Origin of the sequence: Flavobacterium kingsejongi, from assembly GCF_003076475.1 — a bacterium.
GTDB lineage: Bacteria > Bacteroidota > Bacteroidia > Flavobacteriales > Flavobacteriaceae > Flavobacterium > Flavobacterium kingsejongi.
This window is the reverse complement of sequence record NZ_CP020919.1, coordinates 3,498,587-3,522,014: the sequence shown is the minus strand read 5'-3', so window position 1 is coordinate 3,522,014 and position 23,428 is coordinate 3,498,587. Positions and strand designations below refer to the sequence as shown.

The following is a 23,428-nucleotide window of genomic DNA, read 5'->3' as shown; positions in this document are numbered from 1 at the left end:
AACACTAAAATCAGATAAAATCAGAATGGACCACAACCTCCGGAATTACAGTGAATACGACATTTCTGACGAAACGTAAAAGCGATGCTGAAAAATAAGATAGGAAAAGCGCAATAAATTACGATTACGAAAAAAAACATCGTTTTTCGGCTAATAATCCGCAGAAATTCAGCACGTAGCACAAACAGCGCATGTATTTCATAATTTTGCATCCAAACTTAAGAAGAGCCATGCTGAAGAAATCGATAGAACAGATTACCATAGAAGCTAATGAGACCAACGCGAATTCCCTAAAAAGGACATTGGGCCCCATGCATCTGATCCTGATTGGTGTTGGACTGACCCTCGGTGCCGGTTTATTTTCCATTACCGGATTGGCTGCAGCGGAATACTCCGGGCCTGCCGTTACCATCTCCTTTTTAATTGCCGCTTTGGGCTGCGGATTCGCGGCTTTATGTTATGCTGAATTTGCCTCTATGATTCCGGTTTCCGGAAGTGCATATACTTATTCTTATGCCACTATGGGCGAACTCTTTGCCTGGATTGTAGGCTGGGATCTTGTTTTGGAGTATTCTGTAGGCTGTGCTACGGTAGCCATTAGCTGGTCCCAATACCTGACCCGGTTTTTAAGTTCCATGCACATTTACCTGCCCCCGCAGCTTACACTTTCCCCTTTTGAGTCTGCTACACTGGCCGATGGCTCTGTAGTAAGTGGCTGGGTTAATATACCAGGAGCACTAATCGTTGTGCTGATGTCCCTGATCCTGATCCGGGGTACCAAGGGATCGGCGATGGTCAATGCTTTTATCGTATTCTTAAAAGTAGGCGTAGTGCTGGTGTTTATAGCCCTGGGATGGAATTACATCGATCCTGCGAATTATCAGCCTTATATTCCTGAAAATACAGGTGAATTTGGGCATTATGGATGGAGTGGGATATTACGTGGTGCCGGATTGGTATTTTTTGTCTTTATCGGCTTTGATGCAGTAGCAGCTTCTGCACAGGAAACCAAAAAACCATCAAGGGATTTACCGATTGGAATTTTAGGATCCCTGATCGTTTGTACGATACTTTTTGGATTATTCGGACATGTGATGACCGGGTTGGCCAATTATAAAGAATTCGCCGGAAGCGGTGCACCAGTGGCAATTGCAATAGAAAAAACGCCTTATGCCTGGTTGAGCCAGGCCATTATACTCGCCATATTAATCGGTTATACTTCTGTAATATTGATTGACCTCATGGCACAATCCCGTATGTTTTATTCCATCAGTAAGGATGGTTTATTGCCTAAGGTATTTTCAGAAGTGCATCCCAAATTCAGGACACCCTGGAAATCCAATGTCCTGCTTTGTGCCTTTATCTCGCTGTTTGCCGCTTTTCTCCCCATTCATGTCGTGGGAGAAATGACCAGTATCGGAACATTACTCGCGTTTTTGATGGTTTGTGTGGGGATACTGATCCTCCGAAAAACCAATCCCGATACACCAAGGCCTTTTAGAGTGCCGTGGGTGCCGTTAATTCCGATTTTGGGTATACTGACCTGCCTGGGAATGATGGTTTTTATGCGTTGGGAAACCTGGTTGCGCCTTTTTGTATGGCTCGCTATTGGCTTGCTGATTTATTATGTCTACGGAAAGAAAAACAGCGTACTACGCAAAAAGCTTAAAAAAGGAAAATCCGAAGAAGAAAGTCTTTAAGGGCTTTCCGGAAACGAATATTCTAAGAGTGCAGCGTATGGGTCTCCGAGAAGCCCCAGGAGCAAGGCAAATGCAGGTTCGGTTTTATGGCCTTTTGCTTTTAAGGCCACAACCTGCTGTCTGAAACCAGATCCTTTTTGTTCGAGCAGTCGGTGTTCAATGAGCATGTGGCGGTATCCCGACTGTTTCCGTGTGGGAAGTGGTTGCCCAAAGATTTCAATCTCGAAACTGTCCAGTATAAAATGACACAATACAGTTGGTATCTCGGCAATAATCGTTTCAGTAGCCCTAAATTTTTCGTGATGGCTAAAAGCAGCAATCAGCACATTCCGGAACGCAATTTTGTCCGTCCAGCAGCAGATGATATCCAGGTCACTGGACGGCAGGTCGATAGCAATGGGAATAGTGCCAACGAGTAACGGATCGAAATCGGATATGCAATCCAGTATCGTATGATCGGTCAATACACGAAAAGCTTTTTGCTGGCGTAGATTGCCTGTTTCCAGATAACAGAGCGTCGTAAAATCGATCATAGATGATAATGAAATTCAGGTAGTATAATATGCTTTGGCCTGTGCAGTGATACGGGTGACAAATTCAGTTTTGGCAATCCGATAGCCTACGCGGTCAAACTCATATTGTTTTGCCAATTGTAATTTTAGGGTTTCATATGCAGTAGCATGATCCGGGTTCTCTCTAAGGTAGTCCCTGAAATACAAACGATCCCAGAGCGAATGATTTCCCGGGCCCATGTGGATATGGTAGGTCTGTTCTTTTTTAGCGGTATTATAGCCTTTGGCAAATACCATATAGGGTGGATTGGCATCCGTTTGCCACATGAATTCATAACCTAACGGCTTCATTTTTTCAATGATATCGGCATGCAGGCTTTCATCTTCTGGAATTTCTATTAGTAAGTCGATGGTGTCTTTAGCGGTAAGCCCGGGGATGGCAGTACTCCCGAAATGCTCAATTCGCAAAGCCGTATTTTCCAGTGTCTCCAGTATGATGCACTTTTCCAATTCAAAAAGTTCCGGCCAACGCGTATCATAAGGGCTTAAAACAACCGGAAATAATTGCGCAATCTCTTCTTTAGTAAGTTCGTTCAGTGATTTTGACATGATAAAAGAATTAATAGTGATACAGGTTTCAGGATATACAGGTTTAGTGTCCTGCAGTTTTAGAAAATACATTTACAATAATTACACCAGCAATGATGAGTAATAGTCCCAGGATTGCCGGAAGATCAGGAATCTGCTTAAAGGCAACAATACCGATCAGGGTAATCATTACAATTCCCACACCCGACCATATCGCATAAGCAATTCCTACCGGAACCGTTTTTAAGGTAATGCTCAGGCAATAAAAAGCCACAGCATAGCCGAGGACAGTAATGATGGAAGGTATGACTTTCGAAAATTGCTCGGAATATTTCAGGGCTGTAATAGCAATAATTTCAAAAATAATCGCTAAAAACAAAAACAGGTAACTTTTCATAGGTTGATTCTTAAAGGTGTTCCAATTCCATTATCGTGTAAATTATAAACTTTTCCATCCTGTTGCATCTGCATGGTGCCTTTTATTGCATCAAATTCAAAAGTGGCAGATCGTAGGTAATCGATTTCGGTGCGGTATGGTATAAGTCGTAAAGTCACCTGAATGTTACAGCAGTATACAACTAGAATAATGATATAAATCCTGATTACAAATAATGCTTTTGGGGTTCAATTGCCTTGAAAAAACATAGCAATGAAAAGGAATTAAGAGTGCTGTCGATAAGGAAAAAATAGTAAAAGCTACTCCTTCCCGCAATTCTCATCATATAAATTGACAATATAGGAAAGGCCATTTTCTTTAAAATCCGCTTTTGTAATCAGGCTTTCTAAATTGGGGCAAATTTTATCAAAATATAATTTTATTATTTTTCGCAGTTCTTTGAAGGAATTGATCGCGATCGTAAAACTGAAATTTTCAATAGTGTATAAATAAAGGGCATGTGTCTCTCCTGGTCTTTGGATGTAAAATACAACACCTCCGGGGCTACTACTGGTTCCGGGATGCATACCAGATCCGGCGCGGGGAGCATAATGTGCACCATATAAGGCGATCCCACCTTCTTTAACAATACTGACCCAGGATTTCTTTTTTTCTATTTTGAATTCAGAGTGGTTAAATAGCCTTGGACTCCCAAGATAGATAGTTGTAAAGCGTATGGTTTCTTTATCATCATTGATGATTTCAAATTCTCGTACTTCATTAATTTTGTATTTTTCGTTTTTACCTTTTTCCTCCGCACGGAATTTTATCTTGGAGTCCGTTGGTTCTGTTGGAAGTTTGATATAGCCCTGTCGAACGGTTCCGTTGGTAAGCGTAATAGTACCCTGATAGAATTTTGCAAAAACAGACAAAGGGAGCAGGAGTAACAGTACTAGTAATTTTTTAAGCATTGGGAAGGGATTAGTTGTTTTATCGGATTGTTTTTAAAGAAGTTAAATTCCGGTAAATGTATTTGTTTTTTGTGAAGTGGTATAGTAAATAAAAAAAGAATATTGGAATCTATGGATAGCCTGTTTGTGTACACCTATAGAATATGTATACACGCCTCCCGAAATGAATTCCGCACCTATAGGATATTTACGCATACCTGCCTAAGTTTAAAGCACGCCTATAGAATATTGATACACACCTCCCGAAGTTTAAAATAGACCTATAGAAATTAAATCCGCACCTATAGAAAGTCAAAGCATACCTATAGAAATGAATTCCACACCTATAGAAGCGCAATACACACCTCCCGAAACCAATCCAGTAGGTCTCGTTATTCACAGAATAAATTATGAGGGTAGGGGCGCATTAAGATTTTGATAAGAGCAGGTTTCAAAAATATATCCTATTTTAGCATCATAATAGACATTCATGATATCAGAAGCACAATTCCAAAAGGAACTCGAATTAATTATAGCCAACGGAATCCGCGAAGACGTTGGTAGTGGAGACCACAGCTCATTAGCTTGTATCCCGGCAACAGCACAGGGAAAAGCCAAATTACTGGTAAAAGACCAGGGCATCATCGCCGGAGTCGAATTTGCCAAAATGATTTTTGCCTATGTTGACCCTGCCCTGGTGGTGGAAACATTCATCCAGGACGGTACAGCCGTTAAATATGGCGATGTTGTTTTTCATGTATCGGGCAGCTCACAATCCATATTGAAATCGGAACGGTTGGTGCTCAATGCCATGCAGCGCATGAGTGCGATTGCCACCAAAACCAAATCCTATGTCGATTTGCTGGAAGGCACCGGAACCGGTATTTTGGACACCCGAAAAACAACACCGGGGATCCGCGCCATTGAAAAGTGGGCCGTACGTATTGGTGGTGGTGAAAACCATCGTTTTGCACTGTATGACATGGTCATGCTAAAGGATAATCATAATGATTTTGCCGGTGGGATTACCAATGCCATTGCCAAAACCAAAACGTACCTTAAAGAAAACAATCTGGACCTGAAAATCATTGTTGAAGCCCGGAACCTGGATGAGGTAGACGAAATATTGAAAAGTGGTGGGGTATTCCGCATCTTACTCGATAATTTCGATTATGCTATGACCCGGGAAGCGGTGGCTCTCATTGGCGATCAAAGTACCACAGAATCTTCCGGTAACATCAACGAAGCGACCATACGCCACTATGCAGAATGTGGGGTTAATTATATTTCATCCGGGGCATTGACACATTCCGTATATAATATGGATTTAAGCCTGAAAGCCATCGAATAAATGAAAGGTACTACGGTGGTAATAGCCGTATAAAAACAAACTATGTCACAGGAAATAGAAGCACAAATTGAAAAAATACCCGTACTCCGCACGCTGGCCCGAAAAGCCAAAAAGGTAAAGTTCAGGAGCCTCGGGGGGCTGGCACTTTATGATATACTGGAACTGTATGGAATCGGTATTGCCAAAGGTGCTTTTTCGTTTCGTGCAGCAGCTATTGCCTTCAGTTTTTTTATGGCACTGTTCCCCTTTGCCCTTTTTATCTTAAACCTCATTCCCTATATCCCGATTAAAGGATTCCGGGAGGATTTTTTACAATTTGTAGCCGATAGCGTTCCGCCCAATACATTTGATGCGATTTCGGTTATTATTGAGGATATCATGAAGAAGAGCTACAAGAGCCTTTTGTCTTCGGGGATTTTGCTGTCGATTATATTAATGGCCAATGGGGTGAATGCAATATTAGGAGGATTCCAGAATTCCTATCATGTCATTGAAAAGCGTAATTTTTTCAGGCAATATGCTGTAGCTTTGGGTATGGGCGTGGTACTGTCACTCATCCTGATTTTTACAGTAGCGGCAATTGTAATATTTGAGGTGCTGATTCAAAAACTGCAAGCTGATTATGCGCTGCTGGATAAAGTCTATCTGGTCGTTTGGGGACGTTACATCTTTGTGATGCTTATGATTTTGGTGACGACTTCCATTGTGTTTAAATTTGGTTCCAAAGAATATTCCAGGAATGCTTTTATCAGTATTGGCTCCATATTCACGACGATATTGATTATTATTTCATCCTACTTTTTCGGAATTTATGTGCTGCGTTTTTCCCGTTATAATGAGTTGTACGGATCTATTGGTACGCTTCTTGTTTTGATGATTTACATCTGGTTGAATTGTGTTATTTTGTTATTAGGATTCGAATTAAATGCCACAATTCATAAATTAAAAAGAAAAAATTTATATATTTAGCAAAACTAAAACCCTTACAATGATGAAAAATCACTTTTTGACACTCCTATTCATCGCGGTGGCAGGAATTTGTTCCGCACAGGCGCAGGTAACAGGAAAATGGAAAACAATTGATGATGAAACCGGCGACGCCAAATCCATTGTCGAGATTACAGAGAAAGACGGTAAGATCTACGGGAAAGTTGTAGAGATATTAAATCCGGAGAAAAAAGCATCCAAATGCCAGAATTGTACTGGTACCGATAAAGACAAGCCTATTTTAGGACTGACTATTATCAAAGGATTAGAGAAAAAAGGAGACGAATATACCAATGGTAAAATTTTAGATCCGCAAAAAGGGAAATTATACAAATGTACGATTTCACTCGATGGTAAAGATAAACTGAATGTCCGCGGATATGTGGGGATTTCATTATTAGGAAGAACACAAACCTGGTCCAGGGTTAAATAATACAGCAGTTAACAAGTATAAAAACACTTCAGCAATGAGGTGTTTTTTTTTGGAGCAAAAGGAAAGGGCTTCGTTTTTGAGGCAGTTCCCGCCATCTGGTTGTATTTTTTTACAGTCCAAAAGCAGGGACTGTAAAAGATACCCCGTCTGTCGGGGCTATGGGAAATCAAAGGGAAGGGATGAGGGAACAGTAAGAGTTGTCTCCTATGGAAATACAGCTTCCCCGTAGAATGCATGTGGGATTTGAGCAACAAAATACTATATTTGTAGTGCAATAAAAGAGGCATTTTCAGGAATCCGGAAAAAGCCACTTTCCTGCATTTAAATAAAAAAATAACCATGTTTTTCGCCGAAATCGTATTACCCCTTTCCCTGGATAAAACCTTTACATATTCCATCACGGAAGCTGAATCCCAGTACATCCAAAAAGGAATGAGGGTTACGGTGCCTTTCGGGAAAAGCAAGATTTACACCGGACTTGTAATCGATATCCATTCAAAGAAGCCTGAGCTGTATGAGGCCAAAGAAATTCATCAGATTTTAGATGAAGAGCCTGTGGTAAGCGAATACCAGCTTCGGCACTGGCAATGGATCGCTTCGTATTATATGTGTGCGATCGGGGATGTCTACCGCGGCGCTATGCCTTCGGCCTTATTGCTGGAAAGCGAAACGATTATTTCTCAAAAGCAGGACGTATTTGCAGACAGTGCAACATTTACCGATGATGAATTCCTGATCTATGAGGCTCTGCAACAGCAAAGTGCCCTTAAGATCAAAGATATCATGGATATCTTGAACCGGAAGAACATTTTTCCGGTCATCCAGAAGCTAATTGATAAAGGTATCCTTATTCTTCAGGAAGAGGTACAGGAAGTTTATAAGCCCAAACTGACCCGGTATGTTCGCATCCATCCCAATCATCATACCGATGAGGCATTGGCAGCATTGTTGGAATTGCTGAAAAATGCCCGAAAGCAAAAAGAAATTCTGTTGAGCTTTTTTCAGTTAAGTGCCCGTGAAAAAAAGCCCATTACCGTAAATCAGCTTGTAGAAGCTTCCGGAGCTTCGGTAGCCGGAGTGAAAGCGCTGATTGACAAAGGAGTTATGGAGCAGTACTACCTGCAGGAAGACCGTGTGGTGTATACCGGAGAAATGAACGATACCCGACCGTCACTCAGTGATGCACAGCAAAAAGCTTTTGACGGTATCAATGACGCTTTTGAAAGCAAAGAAGTCTGTCTTTTGCACGGTGTGACAGCGAGCGGTAAAACGGAGATTTACATTCGCCAGATTGAAGAATATATCAATCAGGGGAAGCAAGTAATGTACCTGCTGCCTGAAATAGCCCTGACGACACAATTGGTACAACGGTTACAGTTTTATTTCGGGAACCAGGTTGCAGTATACCATTCCAAATACAGTAATAATGAACGCGTTGAGGTCTGGAATCAGGTATTGCAGCAATCGGATAAGGCAAAAATTGTTATTGGTGCCCGTTCTGCCTTGTTCTTGCCTTTTTCGAACCTTGGGTTGGTCATTGTGGATGAAGAGCATGAGCAGACGTTCAAACAGCAGGATCCGGCTCCGCGCTACCATGCCCGTGATGCAGCAATCGTACTGGCAGGTTATTTTGGGGCAAAAGTGTTATTGGGCTCTGCGACGCCCAGTATTGAAACCTATTTTAACGCCAAAACGGCGAAATTTGGATTGGTGGAAATTACCGAAAGATTCGGTAAAGTCATGATGCCGGAAATTGAACTGGTAGACCTCAAGGATTGTTATTTCCGGAAAAAAATGACTGGCCATTTTAGTGATGCGCTTGTTCAGGCGATCGCAGAAGCGCTGATGCGCGGAGAGCAGGTGATATTGTTTCAAAACCGAAGGGGCTATTCGCCTGTTATGGAATGCATGACCTGCGGACATGTTCCGGAATGCCCGCAATGTGATGTCAGCCTGACCTTTCATAAACACAAAAATCAGTTGCGTTGCCATTATTGCGGATATTCTATGGCAAAACCGACGAATTGCCACCATTGTTCCGGCATCGATCTGATGACCAAAGGTTTCGGTACGGAGCAGGTAGAGCTGGAATTGAAAGGCCTGTTCCCGGAACGCAGGATTGGCAGGATGGACCAGGATACAACGCGTGGCAAGTATGGCTATGAAAAGATTATCGACAGTTTTAAAAATAGGGAAATTGATGTGCTCGTTGGAACGCAGATGCTGGCCAAAGGGCTTGACTTTGATAATGTCTCATTGGTAGGGATCATGAATGCCGATAATATGCTGTACCATCCCGACTTCAGGGCACTGGAACGAAGTTACCAAATGATGACGCAGGTGGCGGGCAGGGCAGGGCGCTCCGAAAAAAGAGGCCGTGTGATTATACAAACCTATAACCCCAATCATAATACCATCCGGCAGGTGACCGAAGGGGATTATTTTGGAATGTTTAAAGAACAGGTGTATGAACGGAAAATTTATTATTATCCACCCTATTTCAGGCTTGTGAAAATAACACTGAAACACCGCGATTTTGATAAATTAAAAGAAGGGGCGATGTGGCTGTACAAAGTCCTGGATCAAACCTTTGACTTGCCGGTACTTGGGCCGGAGGAACCACCAATCAGCAGGATACGAAATGAATACATCAGAACCATCCTGATTAAAATACCACAGGATCAGCCTATCGGAGGGGTTAAAAATACCTTACGTAAAATATTGCATAGTTTTGAATCCGTGCCACAGTACCGCGCTGTAAAAACAGCCATAAATGTAGATTTTTATTAATCCGAATGAAGGGCTTTTGCCAGCGTTTCCTTTTTGTTACGGCTTAATGGTATTTTGTTGATCCCGATCTCCACATATTTGCTGTTGAATTTCTCCACCTTGTCAATGTTGACAATAAAAGATTTATGCACACGGATAAATTTATCCTTAGGCAGGTCGCCTTCAAAAGCCTTCATCGTGGAAAGGACCAGGTGGTTTTCGTCATCAGTAACTACTTTTACATAATCGCCATAGGCTTCGATCCACTTTATCCGTACGGTAAAGATTTTTAATTTTTTAAGGTTGCTTTTTATAAAAATATGATCCCCATCTTCATCAGTGTTTTCCTTTTTGAGGATCTGCAGGTCAATGGCTCTTTTTACGGCAGCATTAAAGCGGTCCTTTGAAATGGGCTTATGAAGGTAGTCAGTAGCGTCATAATCAAAAGCTTTGAGTGCATATTCGGCCTTGACAGTAATAAAAATAATCTGGGGTTTGACTTTTAACCCGTCCAAAAGGTCAAATCCATTAATAACAGGCATCTCAATATCTAAGAAAATAAGATCGGCAGATTTCTGTGCGAGACAGTTTCGGGTGTCTACGGCGTTAGAGAATTCTCCTACAAGATTAAGGTTAGGATGGCCGTTTACCAATTTGGTTACAATCATTCTCTGGATGGTGCTATCATCAACGACAATGCAGTTCAGTTTCATAAGCGTCTAATCAATTTATCGTCCTAAATGTAGATAAAAAAATTAATAACAACCTATAAACTCCCGGGGAAAGTATTAAATTTTAATAAAAGGCTATAGTAGGGCTTGGAAATTAAAAATTAATGATTACTTTTGCACCCATATTTTTAACAAATAAATTGATTATTATGAATCATTATGAAACTGTTTTCATCTTGAATCCCGTTTTATCTGAACAACAGGTAAAGGAAACAGTAAGCAAATTCGAAGATTTTCTTACGACTAAAGGAGCAGAGATGGTATCCAAAGAAGATTGGGGCCTGAAAAAAATGGCTTACGAAATTCAGAACAAGAAAAGTGGTTTTTACCATTTATTCGAATTCAAAGTAGCTCCTGAAGTACTTATTGCTTTTGAAACTGAATTCAGACGTGATGAGAGAGTGATGCGTTTTCTTACTGTAAGTTTAGATAAACATGCTATCTCATGGGCTGAAAGAAGAAGAACTAAATTAAAAGCATCTAAAGCGTAATTATTATGTCAACGATAGAACAATCAGCAAAAGGAAAAAAAGACGGAGATATCAGATATCTTACGCCTTTAAATATTGAAACTAACAAAACTAAAAAGTATTGTCGTTTCAAAAAGTCAGGTATTAAATATGTAGATTACAAAGATCCTGATTTCTTATTGAAATTCGTTAACGAACAAGGGAAGATCCTTCCACGTCGTTTAACTGGAACATCTTTGAAATACCAAAGAAAAGTGTCTGTAGCTGTGAAAAGAGCGCGTCACTTAGCACTAATGCCATATGTGGCTGATTTACTAAAATAATAAAGAGGCAGAATTATGGAACTTATATTAAGACAAGACGTACAGAATTTAGGTTTTAAAGATGATGTTGTTACCGTGAAAAACGGTTACGGACGTAACTTTTTAATCCCTCAGGGTGTTGCTCATTTAGCAACTCCTTCAGCTAAAAAAGTATTGGCTGAAAATCTAAAACAAAGAGCTTTCAAAGAAGCTAAAATTGTTGAAGATGCTAAAAAATTAGCGGAAAAAATTAAAGCTATTGAAATTAAAATTTCTGCAAAAGCAGGTGGTGAAAAACTTTTCGGTTCAGTAACTAATGCTGATATCGCTGAAGCTTTGGAAAAAGCAGGACAGCCTATCGACAGAAAATTCATCACAAGTGGAATCGTTAAACGTGTCGGTAAATATACTGCTAACGTTAGACTTCACAGAGATGTAATCGTAGAATTATCTTACGAAATCATTGCTGAGAAATAATATTTCCCAACATCATTATACTAAAACCTTCTCATTCGAGGAGGTTTTTTTTTGATTTTTAAAATTAAAGAATCTTCCTGTAGCACGGGAAGCCCTAAAAGTATAAAAAACGCATACCATGAAATATACACGTTTGACAAAAGAGCAGTTTGATGAACTGCATCCTGAATTTATCAATTTCCTGGCTACACAAGCTATTGATAAAGCGGAATGGGATAAGATAAAAATAGAAAAACCGGAAGTAGCAGAACAGGAACTGGATGTGTTTTCAGATTTGATCTGGGAAGGCGTACTGACAAAAGCAGCCTACCTGGAGCATTTTTCAAAAAATATTATTTTCCTTTTTTACTGTACCGAAGATGCGATGCATTCTATAGTACTGAAAAGCCTGATGCCGGAAACCGATTTTCTAAGTAAGGAAGGATTGCAATGGCTGAGTGATAATATGTTCACAGAAACGGTTGAAATGCAAGTGGGTAAAAAAGAATTTGGACCTGACCGCAACCAGGCGATTTTTGATATCATTATGCAGGGCGCCTTTTTAAGTGATGGGCAGTTATACCAACAGATTGATACGATAATTCGCTCTTAAAAAGCGGTTGATTTTAGTAAAAAATGGTTATTTTAGTGCACTTTTTCAAGTACTAAAGTAACCGTTTTTTTTATGGAAATTCAAAATAAAATCCAGTCTTTACGGGAGGAACTCAACCTCCATAATTATAATTATTATGTACTGGATATGCCCACAATTTCGGATTATGATTTTGATATCAAACTGAAAGAGCTTCAGGGGCTTGAGGAGCAGTATCCGGAGTTTTTTGATGCTAATTCTCCAACACAGCGTGTGGGCGGTGCAATCACTAAAAATTTTGAAACAGTTCCCCATAAAACCCGAATGTATTCCCTTGATAATTCGTATTCCAAAGAAGACCTGCTGGATTGGGAAAAACGACTCCAGAAGAATCTGGGGGATGTTGCTTTGGAATATGTCTGTGAGCTAAAGTATGATGGTGCCTCGATTAGCATTACGTATGAAAATGGCAAATTGAAACGTGCAGTAACACGTGGTGATGGTTTTCAGGGTGATGATGTGACGAATAATATAAAGACAATACGTTCCATTCCATTACAGCTAAAAGGCGATTATCCGGACAGTTTTGAAATCCGTGGTGAAATCATATTGCCGTTGGAGGGGTTTGCTAAAATGAATCAGGAACTGATAGAAATTGGTGAAACTCCCTATTCCAATCCCCGAAATACTGCTTCCGGAAGCCTTAAACTGCAGGATAGTGCCGAAGTGGCAAAACGACCGCTTGATTGTCTTTTGTATACTTTTTTAGGTAATGATGTCCGTTTTGCAACCCATTTTGAAAGTTTGGAAAAAGCACGGAGTTTTGGTTTTAAAGCTCCCAAAGAAACAAAGTTGGTGAAAGATATGCAGGGTATTTTTGATTTCATTGACTATTGGGATGTTCACCGCCATGACCTGCCGTATGAAACCGATGGTGTTGTGATTAAGGTCAATGATCTTCATCTGCAGGAAGAGCTTGGGTTTACGTCGAAATCTCCACGTTGGGCGATAGCCTACAAATTCAAAGCAGAGCAGGTGTCTACAAAATTAGATGCTATTTCCTATCAGGTGGGTAGAACTGGTGCTATTACGCCTGTGGCTAACCTTCAGCCAGTACAATTAGCAGGAACCATTGTAAAACGGGCTTCGCTTCACAATGCTGACCAGATAGAAAAATTAGATATCCGCGTGGGAGATACTGTTTTTGTAGAGAAAGGCGGCGAAATTATTCCAAAGATTATTGGTGTTGACTTTACACAACGATCTTTAGACCTTCTGCCGACAGTATACATTACGAATTGCCCGGAATGCCAGACAGCTTTGGTGCGAAAAGAAGGGGAGGCACAACATTATTGTCCTAACTTTTATGGTTGTCCGCCACAGATTATAGGCCGGATCCAGCATTATATTTCCCGAAAAGCTATGGATATTGAAGGGCTGGGAGGAGAGACCGTCGCATTGTTGTTTAATAATGGCCTGATTCAGAATTATGCTGATTTATACGAACTTACAATCGACCAGGTGATTCCTTTAGAGCGTATGGCTCAGAAATCGGCTGAGAATTTGATCAACGGAATTGAAAAGTCGAAGCAAATCCCATTCGAAAGTGTATTGTTTGCTTTGGGGATTCGATATGTTGGAGAAACCGTAGCCAAAAAACTGGCCCGTCATTATAAGAGTATTGATAACCTCGCCAAAGCCACGCTGATGGACCTGATCCTGGTGGATGAAATTGGGGAACGAATCGCTCAGAGTGTAGTGGATTTCTTTGAGAATGCCGAAAATCAATTACTTATACAGCGATTGAAAGAGTATGGGGTGCAATTGGAAATGGCACAACAAAAAGAAAATGCCAGTGATAAATTTGCAGGAAAAACTTTTGTAGTGTCCGGTGTTTTTTCTGTTTATTCAAGAGATGAGCTTAAAAATGCAATTGAAGATAATGGTGGAAAGGTCGGGAGCTCTATTTCGGCAAAGACCAATTATGTGATAGCTGGAGAAAATATGGGGCCTGCAAAATTGGAAAAAGCAGTAAAGCTCAATGTCCCGATTATCTCAGAAAATGATTTCATTCAAATGCTTGAGTCTTAATGTTCAAAATTTACAGCTACTATTTGGGAGTTACTGTTTAGTTTACCAGTAATAATAAAAACAGCCAAACATCTTAAAACAAGATAGTTTGGCTGTTTTTATTTTGGACAGAAAAAGACCATGAGCATTATACAACTATGGTGCGTCCGGTATGTGATTTGGATTTATCATCATCAAAGTAGAAGTCAATACGACCTAAATTGATGCCGTAACAGCCCACTTGGTTGACTAATGTGTCAATACTGTCGAGGTTTTTTACAATTGTTGGTTTTTCCAGGAAAGTGTGGGTATGTCCTCCAATAATCAAATCGATATCCCTGGTTTGGGCAGCAAGTTTAAGGTCACAGATTTTATCTGGCTGATTTTTATATTGGTAGCCAATGTGAGAAAGGCAGATTATCAGGTCGCATTTTTCGTCTTTTTTTAGGATCCGGGTCATTTCCTGAGCAGTTTCTGTTGGATCGCTGTAAATGGTTTCCTGATACATTTTTTTATCGACAAGCCCATTCAGTTCAACGCCAAGTCCAAAAACGCCAATTTTAATGCCGTCTTTTACAAAAGTTTTATACGGTTTGACATGGCCGTGTAATATGGTATTGGAGAAATCATAATTTGCAGATACAAATTCAAATTTAGCATGAGGCAATTGGGCTAAGAACCCTTCCAGTCCATTGTCAAAATCATGATTACCCAGTGTTGCCAAATCGTATTGCAGCATACTCATGAGTTTGAATTCCAATTCACCACCATAATAGTTGAAATATGGGGTGCCCTGAAAAATGTCTCCGGCATCAAGTAATAGTACATTTGGATTATCTTTTCGAATGCTGTCAATTAATGTAGCTCTTCTGGCAACGCCGCCCATATTGGGGCTTTTGGGGTCACTGGCTGGAAAAGGATCAATGTGGCTGTGTACGTCGTTCGTGTGGAGTATGGTTATGTGTTTTGTGGTCAATGGGTTAAAACTCATCAACGGTAAGCTGGGAAGTACTAATAAGGCAGAGCTTGCAGCAGTGGTCTGTATAAAATTTCTTCTTTTCATTTCTTTGATTCTCTAATTCGGGATACGCTTTCCTTTTGTGTTATTCTTTGATGATTCGGGCATTGGTCGGTACTGGTAGGGTATCGGTTTCTTTGAAATAATCAATGAGTACATTTCGTAATTTATAATCCAGGTCATAGGATTTGATGGCTTTTTTGAAAAAAAACATGCTGTCACCACCATTGTACAAATAATCATTAGTGGCTACATAATAGGTTTTTTCGAGTTCAAGTGGTTGTCCCTGTACCAGGATATTTTTAGGCTGGTTATTTTTGTCGATTGCAAAACTCATCCCGGATAAAGGGTGTGGTGTTTTAGCTTTAATCAGGTATTCTACCATTTCTGCGATTTGAGCTCCTTTGAGTGCGACGACAAAGAGATTGTTTTCAAAAGGCATAATTTCAAAAGCAGTACGGGTGGTGATATTCCCTTTAGGGATGGTGGATCGGATTCCGCCATGATTCAAAAGGCAGATATCAACAGATTTGTGTTCCCTTAGCTGGAATACCTTATTGGCTTTGGCAAGGGTAATATCCGATTGTAGATTGCCTATTGTGGTTTGCCATTCTCCTTTTGATTTGTCAAAGGTAACCGGGGCGTAGGATAATACATTGTCAAGATCCTGTTCAATATGTTCCCGGTACGGGCGAATGAATTTTTCGATGGAATCTACGGGAGTATAGCTTTGGTCGATCCCGATCTTTTTTCCCTCAATTCGGGTAATGTATTCGTGTTTTGGAGCGCAGGATAAAAGAACGCCCAGAGTTAAAAATATAACAAATTGTTTTTTAAAAACTTTGTAGTTTATTAGATTTGTCATTAGTAAAGACTTAATTTTGATTAAATTTGTATTCCAAGTAAAAGTACTATGTTTTTAAATTTCCTGAAGAACTTTTCGATAAAAAAAAACGTTAAGAAAAGTTTATCCGATACCGTTCCTAACCATGCTGATCGTAAGATTCATACTGTTGGATTGCTGATTGATGAAACACATTTTATCGAAAAAGAAGCCTTGATTAAAAAGATAACCGATCGTGGAATTGCCCTGAATCAGGTTCAGATTGTGGTCTATCGCGAGAAAAAACGAAAAAGCGACGTGTATTTGTACCCAACATTCACCAGAAAAGACATTGGGTGGAAGGGGAAAAATAAGAACGAATCCGTTGCGGCTTTTATAGCGCAGGAATTCGATATGCTAATCAGTTATTACGATACGGAAAAAGCTCCTTTACTATATGTGACCAATGCTTCAATAGCCCGTTTTAAAGTTGGATTCTCTACTGTTGATAAGCGGCTTAATCATTTTATGATTCATTCGAATGTAGAGAATTATAAGGTTTTTACAGAGGAATTATTCAAATATCTAAAAATACTTAATAAAATATAATCCCATATGCAATCATTAGTTGGTACCGGAGTTGCACTTGTAACCCCATTTAAAAAAGATTTATCGGTAGATACAGCAGCTTTAGCGGCTATTGTTAATTATGTAATCGATGGCGGTGTAGAATATCTTGTCGTGCTGGGAACTACAGGAGAACCTGCAACGTTGACTAAAGAGGAAAAAGAAACTGTAATCGCAACGATCATTGAAGCGAATAAAGGCCGATTACCTTTAGTTTTGGGAGTGGGAGGCAATAATACAATGGAAGTTGTAGCCGAATTAAAAACACGTGACCTGTCTGCTTTTGCAGCTATTTTATCGGTTTCACCGTATTATAACAAACCAACACAAGAAGGAATTTACCAACATTTCAAAGCTATAGCGGAAGCTTCGCCGGTTCCGGTTATCTTGTATAACGTTCCCGGAAGGACGGCAAGCAATATGTTGCCTGCTACAGTAGTGCGTCTTGCAAATGATTTTAAGAATATCGTTGCCATAAAAGAGGCGGCTGGAGATATTGTACAGGCCATGAGGCTGATACAGGATAAACCGAAAGATTTCCTGGTAATTTCAGGAGATGATATGGTGGCACTTCCAATGGTTTTGGCAGGTGGTTCCGGGGTGATTTCAGTAATCGGAGAAGGCTTTCCAAAAGAATTTTCTCAAATGATTCGTTTGGGGCTGGAGCGTAAGGTAGATGAGGCCTATGCATTGCATTATAAAATTGCAGACAGTATTGATATGATTTTTGAACAGGGAAATCCAGGAGGAATCAAAGAAATATTTAAATCATTACAACTATCGGAAAACACAGTCCGATTGCCTTTAGTAAATGTTAACGAAGATTTAGCATCCCGAATTGATGCCTTTGTGAAGAAAATAATAAATTAGCCGAAATTAAATTCCTTTTAAGGTTTCAGGATACAATTTCAGCAGCAATAGGCTGGCATTTGAAGTCTTTTTGCTATAATTGTAGTGCATTCCTGAACGGACTTGAGATTGCCATAATACCTATAAAATAACCACCCGAAAATATAAAACTATGTTATCAGTATCTTTAGAAGCAGCGATTAATAATCAGATAAAAGTAGAGTCTGACTCTTCACAAATATATTTAGCAATGGCCTCCTGGGCGGAAATTCAGGGATTTGAAGGTATTGCTACCTTTATGTATGCACAATCTGACGAAGAACGTATGCACATGCTGAAGCTGGTAAAGTATGTAAACCAACGTGGCGGCCAGGCAAAAATATCTGCTACCGAAGAACCGTTACTGGATTATTCTTCGTTTCGGGCGTTGTTCAAGCAGTTGTATGAGCATGAAGTAAAAGTATCGCAAAGCATCAATAATCTGGTTCATATCAGTTTGGAGGAAAGAGACTATGCGACGCATAATTTCCTGCAATGGTATGTGGCAGAGCAAATTGAAGAGGAAGCATCGGCACGTACAATCCTGGATAAAATCAACTTAATCGGTGACGATAAAGGGGGGTTATACATGTTTGATAATGACATGAAGAATTTTAACGGACAAAACGTAACACAATAAATCCCGACGAAAACAGTTTATAAGATGTCATGAATTTGGCATCTTTTTTTGTTTATTTCCAGTGATAAAAAAAAGTTTTGTAATCTCTAATTAATAACTAAATTTGCAGTTGGTTTTTCATGTTCTGTAGAGACTTGGTAATCAATGAAACCTTAAGACAAAAATGAATAAATTTCTAGCATTATTATTACTGTTGGTCACTTTAAGTTCCTGTAGTGAATTCCAAAAAGCATTGAAATCAGAAGATGTTGCTGTTAAATATGCAACTGCAGAAAAATTATACGAAAAAGGAAAATATTCTAAGGCAATACGCCTTTTTGAGCAAATAGCGCCTTCGTACCGTGGGAAACCACAAGCGGAAAAGTTATTTTATATGTTTTCGCAGTCGTATTATAAGACGAAACAATATTATCTTTCCGGTTACCAGTTTGAAAGTTTCTCATCGGCTTATCCAAAATCGCAAAAGAGAGAGGAAGCTGCATTTTTAGGCGCTAAAAGTTATGCACAGATCTCACCGGTCTATTCATTGGACCAGGTAGATACTTATAAAGCATTAGATAAGTTACAGGTTTTTATTGATAATTACCCGGATTCAGAATACCTGCCAGAAGCGAATGTTATGGTTAAGGCATTGAATGAAAAGTTAGAGAAAAAATATTTTGAGATCGCGAAGCAATATAATACGATTTCAGATTACAAAGCAGCGATTAAAGCATTGGACAATTTTATCCTGGATTACCCGGGGACGAAATATAAAGAACCTGCTTTGTTCTATAAATTGGATTCTGCCTATAAATTAGCAATGAATAGTATTCCTTCCAAGAAAGAAGAAAGGCTTAATGAGGCTAAAACTATTTATGGTTCGTTAAACAAAGCTACCGAAAACCCAGATTACAAAGAGAAAGCCGACAAAATGTTAGCTGATATTGAAACTGAATTACAAAAATTTTCTAAATAAAATAAGTCATGGATTTAAAAAAGACTACTGCTCCGGTTAATACAATTACCTACAATAAAAGCACTATTGAAGAGCCAACAGGTAATGTGTATGAGGCTATAACTATTATAGCTAAAAGAGCTAACCAGATCAATTCTGAAATCAAAAAAGAATTGACGGAGAAATTAGAAGAATTTGCTACCTATAATGATAGTCTCGAGGAAGTTTTTGAAAATAAAGAACAAATCGAAGTTTCTAAATTTTATGAAAAACTGCCAAAACCACACGCATTAGCGGTACAGGAATGGTTAGATGATAAAATCTATTACAGGGATTCAAAATAAAAAAGAATAACGATGTCTGTTTTAAGCGGTAAAAAAATAATACTGGGAGTTTCTGGTGGAATTGCTGCATACAAGACAGCTTCATTAGTCCGACTTTTACTAAAAGCAGGTGCACATGTCCAAGTGATCATGACACCTGCTTCTAAGGATTTTGTCACTCCGTTGACGCTATCCACACTTTCAAAAAATCCGGTGCATTCTGCCTTTTATGATGAACAGGACGAAAATGCTGTCTGGAACAACCATGTAGAATTAGCATTGTGGGCCGACCTGATGTTAATCGCTCCGGCCACAGCCAATACACTTTCTAAATTAACTTCCGGGAACTGCGATAATTTACTCGTAGCGACCTATCTTTCTGCCAAATGCCCTGTTTATTTTGCTCCGGCTATGGATTTGGATATGTACAAGCATCCTTCCACACTGGCTAATTTTGAACACCTGAAAAGCTATGGGAATACTATAATTCCGGCAGAATCGGGAGAACTTGCCAGTGGACTTTCGGGAGAAGGCAGGATGGCAGAACCTGAAAATATTGTAGCTTTTCTGGAAGCGGATATCAGAGGTAAATTACCATTAGCGGGAAAAAAAATACTGATTACCGCCGGACCTACATACGAAGCGATAGATCCTGTACGTTTTATAGGAAATCATTCTTCCGGGAAAATGGGGTATGACCTTGCAAAAGTCGCAGCAGGCCTTGGTGCTGATGTGATTTTAGTGTCAGGTCCTACACATCTTAAAGCGGAAGCTAATGTGACGGTAATTCCGGTCGTTTCGGCTCAGGAAATGTACGATGCCTGCCATCTGTATTTTGATACGGTTGCGGTTGCGATTGCCGCGGCAGCAGTAGCCGATTACAAGCCCAAAACGGTTGCTGCCCAAAAAATTAAAAAAGCAGAAAATGATCTCGTTATTGAACTGGAAAAAACCAAAGACATCCTCGCTTCTTTAGGGCAAAAGAAATCCGGCCAGTTTTTAGTTGGATTTGCGCTGGAAACAGAAAATGAAATTGAGAATGCGAAGTTGAAAATCCGGAAAAAAAACTTAGATTTGATTGTTCTGAATTCGCTGAATGATGAAGGGGCCGGATTTGGTAAAGCTACGAATAAAGTAACCTTTATCGATAAGGATTTTGTGATCGAGCCAATGCCTTTGAAATCAAAAGAAGCAGTAGCGGTAGATATAGTAAATAAAATAATAAATACAGTATGCGTAAAGTAGTAAGTCTTTTGATCGTATTGGTTGCCGGTATTTCGATGCAGGCACAGGAACTGAATTGTTCCGTTAAAATTAACTCAGACAGGATTACCAACGCAAACAATAAAATATTCAAGACCCTGGAACGGTCTTTATCTGATTTTGTCAATAATACAAAATGGACGAGTCAGACATACAAGCAAAATGAAAAGATAGACTGCTCGATGTTTATTAATATTTCGGAATACAATTCAGATCAGTTTGTGGCAACGATTCAGGTACAATCGTCCCGGCCAGTATTCAATTCCATGTATTCCTCTCCGGTATTCAATTATAATGATAAGGATTTTAATTTTACGTATGTAGAATATGAAAATCTGTTTTACAATCCGAATAGTTTTGATACCAATCTGATTTCAGTAGTATCATTTTATGCCAATATGATTATTGGGATAGATGCCGATACATTTGCTCCGGAAGGAGGAACGCCTTATTATGAAGCGGCCAAAACAATCCAGACGGTGGCCCAATCCAGCGGTTATAAAGGCTGGAATCAGTCCGATGGAAATCAAAACCGTTATTTCCTTATTTCAGATGTACTCTCGAATACATTTGCTCCCTATCGTGCAGCGCTATACGAATATCATTCCGGAGGTTTGGATTTGATGGGGGATAATCAGACAACTGCAAAAGAAAAAATAAAAGTGGCTATTAGTTCCCTGAGCAAATTAAATAATGTTCGCCCAAATGCCTTTTTGACCCGGGTATTTTTTGATGCGAAGTCAGATGAATTGGTATCTATTTATTCCGGAGGCCCTAAAATTACTGTAACCGATTTATTGGACAATCTGAATCGTATTTCTCCTTTAAATTCTGCTAAATGGGAAAAAATTAAGTTCTGATTTTGATTTGTTTTAATAGGTCTGTCTTATTAATTTGTAACTTTACGTCTGCTTTTTCAGACTTACAAGCCCTTAAATAAAAACAAATGCTCACGACTCTTTCTATAAAAAACTTTGCTTTAATTGAAAAACTGGATATAGCCTTTTCGGATCAGTTTTCTATCATCACCGGAGAAACCGGAGCTGGGAAATCCATCGTTTTAGGAGCTTTAGGATTGATTCTCGGAAAAAGAGCGGACTTAGCTTCCCTAAAAGATAAAAATGAGAAATGTGTTATTGAAGCCCATTTCGAACTCTCAAAATACAGCCTTCGACCATTTTTCGAAGAAAATGACCTTGATTATGAAGATGAGACAATCATCAGGAGGGAAATACTTCCGTCCGGAAAATCAAGGGCTTTTATAAATGATAGTCCTGTCAATTTGCAGGAACTTCAGGAATTAGGCGTCTTTCTTATCGATATCCATTCCCAGCATCAAACACAGGAATTATCAGAAGAACTCTACCAATTCCAAATCATTGATTCTATTGCGCAAAATAATCCGCTTGTATTGGATTATCAAAGTGTATTGAAAAAATATAAATCCCAAAAAAGCCAGTTGGCCCAGTTAATAGTGGAACGGCAGGAGGCTATTAAGGAGCAGGATTACAATGCATTTCTTTTGGAGGAGCTTCTTACGGCTCAGTTAAAAAATGGGCAGCAGGAAGAATTGGAAGAACGTTTCGAACAGCTCAATAATGTTGAGTTCATCAAGGAATCATTGGTCAAAGTAACTGCGATTGCAAATGATGACCAGATTGGTGTGTTGCAGCATTTAAAAGAAATAAAAAATACATTACATAAAATTGCCTCTTTCTCAACAACGTATAATCAGTTTTACGAAAGGACGAATAGTGTGCTTTTAGAGCTGGATGATATCGTAGAAGAGATCTCAGAACATTCCGAGAAATTATTGAATGATCCGGAACAATTGGAACTGATCAACCAGAAACTTCAGGCGATCTATACTTTACAAAAGAAACACCAGGTAACTACTGTAGCGGAGTTATTGGAAATCCAGGAAGCCTTGGATACCAAAGTCATGGCGCTTGACAGCCTGGAGGCTAAGATTGCATCCATTGAAAAAGAGATCGCAGCAGCTGCGGAGAAATTAGATGGAATCGCAGCAAAAATCCATGCGAAAAGACAAAAAGCAATTCCGGTTTTTCAGGAAAAAATTGTTGGGATCCTGCAGTTGCTGGGAATGCCAAATGCTCGTTTTGCAATTGAAATCAATCCAAGAGCTTCATATTTCCAAAATGGAAAGGATGAAATACAGTTATTATTCTCTGCGAATAAAGGTTCCGATTTTGGACTGCTAAAAAAAGTCGCTTCCGGCGGGGAGATGTCCCGTATCATGCTTTCTGTAAAAGCAATCCTGGCCGAGTATTCTAAACTTCCAACAATAATTTTTGATGAGATTGATACCGGAGTTTCTGGTGAAATCGCGCAAAAAATGGGGGATATCATGAAAAAAATGAGTCGGGAGATGCAGGTGTTTGCGATTACGCATTTGCCACAGATTGCCTCAAAAGGAGATCAGCATTATAAAGTGTCGAAATCTACCCAGGGTGAGAATACCGTTTCCGAATTGAAACTCCTTAATACTGAGGACCGGATTATTGAAATCGCCCAAATGCTCAGTGGAAATGAGATTACGGAAAGCGCAATAGGCCATGCGAAAGCCTTGCTGAACTAAAAAAACAAACTATATTTGCCGTT

At 39.5% G+C, this 23,428-nt stretch carries 25 protein-coding genes; 18 read left to right on the top strand and 7 right to left on the bottom strand.

Annotation, left to right across the window (positions count from 1 at the left end; translation table 11 throughout):
* The first annotated feature begins 191 nt into the window (after window positions 1-191).
* Window positions 192-1,700, top strand: a complete 1,509-nt coding sequence (locus FK004_RS15855) for an amino acid permease (protein WP_227871623.1) — start codon at window positions 192-194, stop codon at window positions 1,698-1,700.
* On the opposite strand, the gene FK004_RS15850 is transcribed toward FK004_RS15855, so the two are convergent.
* From FK004_RS15850 to FK004_RS15835, 4 genes are all read right to left on the bottom strand, one after another.
* On the bottom strand, window positions 1,697-2,233 hold the full coding sequence (locus FK004_RS15850) for a DUF4269 domain-containing protein (protein ID WP_108738131.1): 537 nt from the start codon (window positions 2,231-2,233) through the stop codon (window positions 1,697-1,699). The genes FK004_RS15855 and FK004_RS15850 overlap by 4 nt on opposite strands.
* A gap of 15 nt (window positions 2,234-2,248) precedes the next feature.
* On the bottom strand, window positions 2,249-2,821 hold the full coding sequence (locus tag FK004_RS15845) for a GrpB family protein (protein WP_157956134.1): 573 nt from the start codon (window positions 2,819-2,821) through the stop codon (window positions 2,249-2,251).
* Between the two features lie 43 nt (window positions 2,822-2,864).
* Window positions 2,865-3,197: a DMT family transporter gene (locus FK004_RS15840; RefSeq protein WP_108738129.1), complete on the bottom strand. Its 333-nt coding sequence runs from the start codon at window positions 3,195-3,197 to the stop codon at window positions 2,865-2,867.
* Window positions 3,198-3,496: 299 nt separating this feature from the next.
* Window positions 3,497-4,147 (bottom strand): hypothetical protein, encoded by a 651-nt coding sequence (locus FK004_RS15835; protein ID WP_108738128.1) that lies wholly within the window; start codon window positions 4,145-4,147, stop codon window positions 3,497-3,499.
* A gap of 469 nt (window positions 4,148-4,616) precedes the next feature.
* On the opposite strand from FK004_RS15835, the gene nadC reads away from it, so the two are divergent.
* The 4 genes from nadC to priA all read left to right on the top strand — a co-directional run bounded on the left by nadC (window position 4,617) and on the right by priA (window position 9,687).
* The gene (gene nadC / locus FK004_RS15830) at window positions 4,617-5,477 is read left to right on the top strand and encodes a carboxylating nicotinate-nucleotide diphosphorylase (RefSeq protein WP_108738127.1); all 861 of its coding nucleotides are present in this window, start codon (window positions 4,617-4,619) and stop codon (window positions 5,475-5,477) included.
* Window positions 5,478-5,519: 42 nt separating this feature from the next.
* Window positions 5,520-6,446 carry a YihY/virulence factor BrkB family protein gene (locus FK004_RS15825; RefSeq protein ID WP_108738126.1) on the top strand — a complete coding sequence of 309 codons (927 nt, stop codon included), beginning with the start codon at window positions 5,520-5,522 and terminating at the stop codon, window positions 6,444-6,446.
* Window positions 6,447-6,468: 22 nt separating this feature from the next.
* Window positions 6,469-6,897 (top strand): DUF2147 domain-containing protein, encoded by a 429-nt coding sequence (locus FK004_RS15820; RefSeq protein WP_108738125.1) that lies wholly within the window; start codon window positions 6,469-6,471, stop codon window positions 6,895-6,897.
* Between the two features lie 339 nt (window positions 6,898-7,236).
* The gene (gene priA / locus FK004_RS15815) at window positions 7,237-9,687 is read left to right on the top strand and encodes a replication restart helicase PriA (protein WP_108738124.1); all 2,451 of its coding nucleotides are present in this window, start codon (window positions 7,237-7,239) and stop codon (window positions 9,685-9,687) included.
* On the opposite strand, the gene FK004_RS15810 is transcribed toward priA, so the two are convergent.
* A complete protein-coding gene (locus tag FK004_RS15810) occupies window positions 9,684-10,379 on the bottom strand; it encodes a LytR/AlgR family response regulator transcription factor (protein ID WP_108738123.1) in 696 nt (231 codons plus the stop codon). The two genes, priA and FK004_RS15810, sit on opposite strands and share 4 nt — an antisense overlap.
* Before the next feature lie 167 nt (window positions 10,380-10,546).
* On the opposite strand from FK004_RS15810, the gene rpsF reads away from it, so the two are divergent.
* From rpsF to ligA, 5 genes are all read left to right on the top strand, one after another.
* Complete coding sequence (gene rpsF / locus FK004_RS15805) at window positions 10,547-10,888, top strand: 30S ribosomal protein S6 (RefSeq protein ID WP_108738877.1); 342 nt, start codon at window positions 10,547-10,549, stop codon at window positions 10,886-10,888.
* A gap of 5 nt (window positions 10,889-10,893) precedes the next feature.
* Window positions 10,894-11,190: a 30S ribosomal protein S18 gene (gene rpsR, locus FK004_RS15800; RefSeq protein WP_020211613.1), complete on the top strand. Its 297-nt coding sequence runs from the start codon at window positions 10,894-10,896 to the stop codon at window positions 11,188-11,190.
* A gap of 15 nt (window positions 11,191-11,205) precedes the next feature.
* Entirely contained in the window at window positions 11,206-11,646 is a 441-nt protein-coding gene (gene rplI / locus FK004_RS15795; RefSeq protein WP_108738122.1) for a 50S ribosomal protein L9, read from the top strand.
* Window positions 11,647-11,764: 118 nt separating this feature from the next.
* Complete coding sequence (locus FK004_RS15790; RefSeq protein WP_108738121.1) at window positions 11,765-12,238, top strand: DUF6495 family protein; 474 nt, start codon at window positions 11,765-11,767, stop codon at window positions 12,236-12,238.
* A 72-nt stretch (window positions 12,239-12,310) separates the two neighbouring features.
* Window positions 12,311-14,308: an NAD-dependent DNA ligase LigA gene (ligA, locus tag FK004_RS15785; protein ID WP_108738120.1), complete on the top strand. Its 1,998-nt coding sequence runs from the start codon at window positions 12,311-12,313 to the stop codon at window positions 14,306-14,308.
* Window positions 14,309-14,435: 127 nt separating this feature from the next.
* On the opposite strand, the gene FK004_RS15780 is transcribed toward ligA, so the two are convergent.
* Both FK004_RS15780 and FK004_RS15775 read right to left on the bottom strand, forming a co-directional pair.
* A complete protein-coding gene (locus tag FK004_RS15780) occupies window positions 14,436-15,350 on the bottom strand; it encodes a bifunctional metallophosphatase/5'-nucleotidase (protein WP_108738119.1) in 915 nt (304 codons plus the stop codon).
* 40 nt (window positions 15,351-15,390) lie between these two features.
* Window positions 15,391-16,170, bottom strand: a complete 780-nt coding sequence (locus tag FK004_RS15775) for a 5'-nucleotidase C-terminal domain-containing protein (RefSeq protein ID WP_108738118.1) — start codon at window positions 16,168-16,170, stop codon at window positions 15,391-15,393.
* A gap of 48 nt (window positions 16,171-16,218) precedes the next feature.
* Between FK004_RS15775 and FK004_RS19590 the strand changes: the two genes are divergently transcribed.
* From FK004_RS19590 to recN, 8 genes are all read left to right on the top strand, one after another.
* Window positions 16,219-16,737, top strand: coding sequence for a DUF6913 domain-containing protein (locus FK004_RS19590; RefSeq protein ID WP_262497655.1), 519 nt, complete (start codon window positions 16,219-16,221; stop codon window positions 16,735-16,737).
* A 6-nt stretch (window positions 16,738-16,743) separates the two neighbouring features.
* Window positions 16,744-17,625 (top strand): 4-hydroxy-tetrahydrodipicolinate synthase, encoded by an 882-nt coding sequence (gene dapA, locus FK004_RS15765; protein WP_108738117.1) that lies wholly within the window; start codon window positions 16,744-16,746, stop codon window positions 17,623-17,625.
* A 151-nt stretch (window positions 17,626-17,776) separates the two neighbouring features.
* Entirely contained in the window at window positions 17,777-18,283 is a 507-nt protein-coding gene (locus FK004_RS15760) for a ferritin (protein ID WP_108738116.1), read from the top strand.
* 163 nt (window positions 18,284-18,446) lie between these two features.
* The gene (locus FK004_RS15755) at window positions 18,447-19,241 is read left to right on the top strand and encodes an outer membrane protein assembly factor BamD (RefSeq protein WP_108738115.1); all 795 of its coding nucleotides are present in this window, start codon (window positions 18,447-18,449) and stop codon (window positions 19,239-19,241) included.
* Between the two features lie 8 nt (window positions 19,242-19,249).
* Window positions 19,250-19,564: a DNA-directed RNA polymerase subunit omega gene (locus tag FK004_RS15750; RefSeq protein WP_108738114.1), complete on the top strand. Its 315-nt coding sequence runs from the start codon at window positions 19,250-19,252 to the stop codon at window positions 19,562-19,564.
* Between the two features lie 12 nt (window positions 19,565-19,576).
* Window positions 19,577-20,788, top strand: a complete 1,212-nt coding sequence (gene coaBC / locus FK004_RS15745; RefSeq protein ID WP_108738113.1) for a bifunctional phosphopantothenoylcysteine decarboxylase/phosphopantothenate--cysteine ligase CoaBC — start codon at window positions 19,577-19,579, stop codon at window positions 20,786-20,788.
* The gene (gene porD / locus FK004_RS15740; RefSeq protein ID WP_108738112.1) at window positions 20,776-21,666 is read left to right on the top strand and encodes a type IX secretion system protein PorD; all 891 of its coding nucleotides are present in this window, start codon (window positions 20,776-20,778) and stop codon (window positions 21,664-21,666) included. The genes coaBC and porD overlap by 13 nt, the downstream gene beginning before the upstream one ends.
* Window positions 21,667-21,752: 86 nt before the next feature.
* Complete coding sequence (recN, locus tag FK004_RS15735) at window positions 21,753-23,405, top strand: DNA repair protein RecN (RefSeq protein ID WP_108738111.1); 1,653 nt, start codon at window positions 21,753-21,755, stop codon at window positions 23,403-23,405.
* Window positions 23,406-23,428 lie beyond the last annotated feature (23 nt).

What these genes read in the sequence shown, in the direction of transcription:
- FK004_RS15855 (WP_227871623.1), top strand. Translation starts at nt 192, where the DNA reads ATGTATTTCATAATTTTGCATCCAAACTTAAGAAGAGCCATGCTGAAG.
- FK004_RS15825 (WP_108738126.1), top strand. Translation starts at nt 5,520, where the DNA reads ATGTCACAGGAAATAGAAGCACAAATTGAAAAAATACCCGTACTCCGC.
- FK004_RS15840 (WP_108738129.1), bottom strand. Translation starts at nt 3,197, where the DNA reads ATGAAAAGTTACCTGTTTTTGTTTTTAGCGATTATTTTTGAAATTATT.
- FK004_RS15820 (WP_108738125.1), top strand. Translation starts at nt 6,469, where the DNA reads ATGAAAAATCACTTTTTGACACTCCTATTCATCGCGGTGGCAGGAATT.
- FK004_RS15835 (WP_108738128.1), bottom strand. Translation starts at nt 4,147, where the DNA reads ATGCTTAAAAAATTACTAGTACTGTTACTCCTGCTCCCTTTGTCTGTT.
- FK004_RS15780 (WP_108738119.1), bottom strand. Translation starts at nt 15,350, where the DNA reads ATGAAAAGAAGAAATTTTATACAGACCACTGCTGCAAGCTCTGCCTTA.
- nadC (WP_108738127.1), top strand. Translation starts at nt 4,617, where the DNA reads ATGATATCAGAAGCACAATTCCAAAAGGAACTCGAATTAATTATAGCC.
- porD (WP_108738112.1), top strand. Translation starts at nt 20,776, where the DNA reads ATGCGTAAAGTAGTAAGTCTTTTGATCGTATTGGTTGCCGGTATTTCG.
- FK004_RS15755 (WP_108738115.1), top strand. Translation starts at nt 18,447, where the DNA reads ATGAATAAATTTCTAGCATTATTATTACTGTTGGTCACTTTAAGTTCC.
- FK004_RS15775 (WP_108738118.1), bottom strand. Translation starts at nt 16,170, where the DNA reads ATGACAAATCTAATAAACTACAAAGTTTTTAAAAAACAATTTGTTATA.
- dapA (WP_108738117.1), top strand. Translation starts at nt 16,744, where the DNA reads ATGCAATCATTAGTTGGTACCGGAGTTGCACTTGTAACCCCATTTAAA.
- coaBC (WP_108738113.1), top strand. Translation starts at nt 19,577, where the DNA reads ATGTCTGTTTTAAGCGGTAAAAAAATAATACTGGGAGTTTCTGGTGGA.
- FK004_RS19590 (WP_262497655.1), top strand. Translation starts at nt 16,219, where the DNA reads ATGTTTTTAAATTTCCTGAAGAACTTTTCGATAAAAAAAAACGTTAAG.
- recN (WP_108738111.1), top strand. Translation starts at nt 21,753, where the DNA reads ATGCTCACGACTCTTTCTATAAAAAACTTTGCTTTAATTGAAAAACTG.
- rpsF (WP_108738877.1), top strand. Translation starts at nt 10,547, where the DNA reads ATGAATCATTATGAAACTGTTTTCATCTTGAATCCCGTTTTATCTGAA.
- FK004_RS15790 (WP_108738121.1), top strand. Translation starts at nt 11,765, where the DNA reads ATGAAATATACACGTTTGACAAAAGAGCAGTTTGATGAACTGCATCCT.
- FK004_RS15845 (WP_157956134.1), bottom strand. Translation starts at nt 2,821, where the DNA reads ATGTCAAAATCACTGAACGAACTTACTAAAGAAGAGATTGCGCAATTA.
- FK004_RS15810 (WP_108738123.1), bottom strand. Translation starts at nt 10,379, where the DNA reads ATGAAACTGAACTGCATTGTCGTTGATGATAGCACCATCCAGAGAATG.
- FK004_RS15750 (WP_108738114.1), top strand. Translation starts at nt 19,250, where the DNA reads ATGGATTTAAAAAAGACTACTGCTCCGGTTAATACAATTACCTACAAT.
- FK004_RS15760 (WP_108738116.1), top strand. Translation starts at nt 17,777, where the DNA reads ATGTTATCAGTATCTTTAGAAGCAGCGATTAATAATCAGATAAAAGTA.
- ligA (WP_108738120.1), top strand. Translation starts at nt 12,311, where the DNA reads ATGGAAATTCAAAATAAAATCCAGTCTTTACGGGAGGAACTCAACCTC.
- priA (WP_108738124.1), top strand. Translation starts at nt 7,237, where the DNA reads ATGTTTTTCGCCGAAATCGTATTACCCCTTTCCCTGGATAAAACCTTT.
- rplI (WP_108738122.1), top strand. Translation starts at nt 11,206, where the DNA reads ATGGAACTTATATTAAGACAAGACGTACAGAATTTAGGTTTTAAAGAT.
- rpsR (WP_020211613.1), top strand. Translation starts at nt 10,894, where the DNA reads ATGTCAACGATAGAACAATCAGCAAAAGGAAAAAAAGACGGAGATATC.
- FK004_RS15850 (WP_108738131.1), bottom strand. Translation starts at nt 2,233, where the DNA reads ATGATCGATTTTACGACGCTCTGTTATCTGGAAACAGGCAATCTACGC.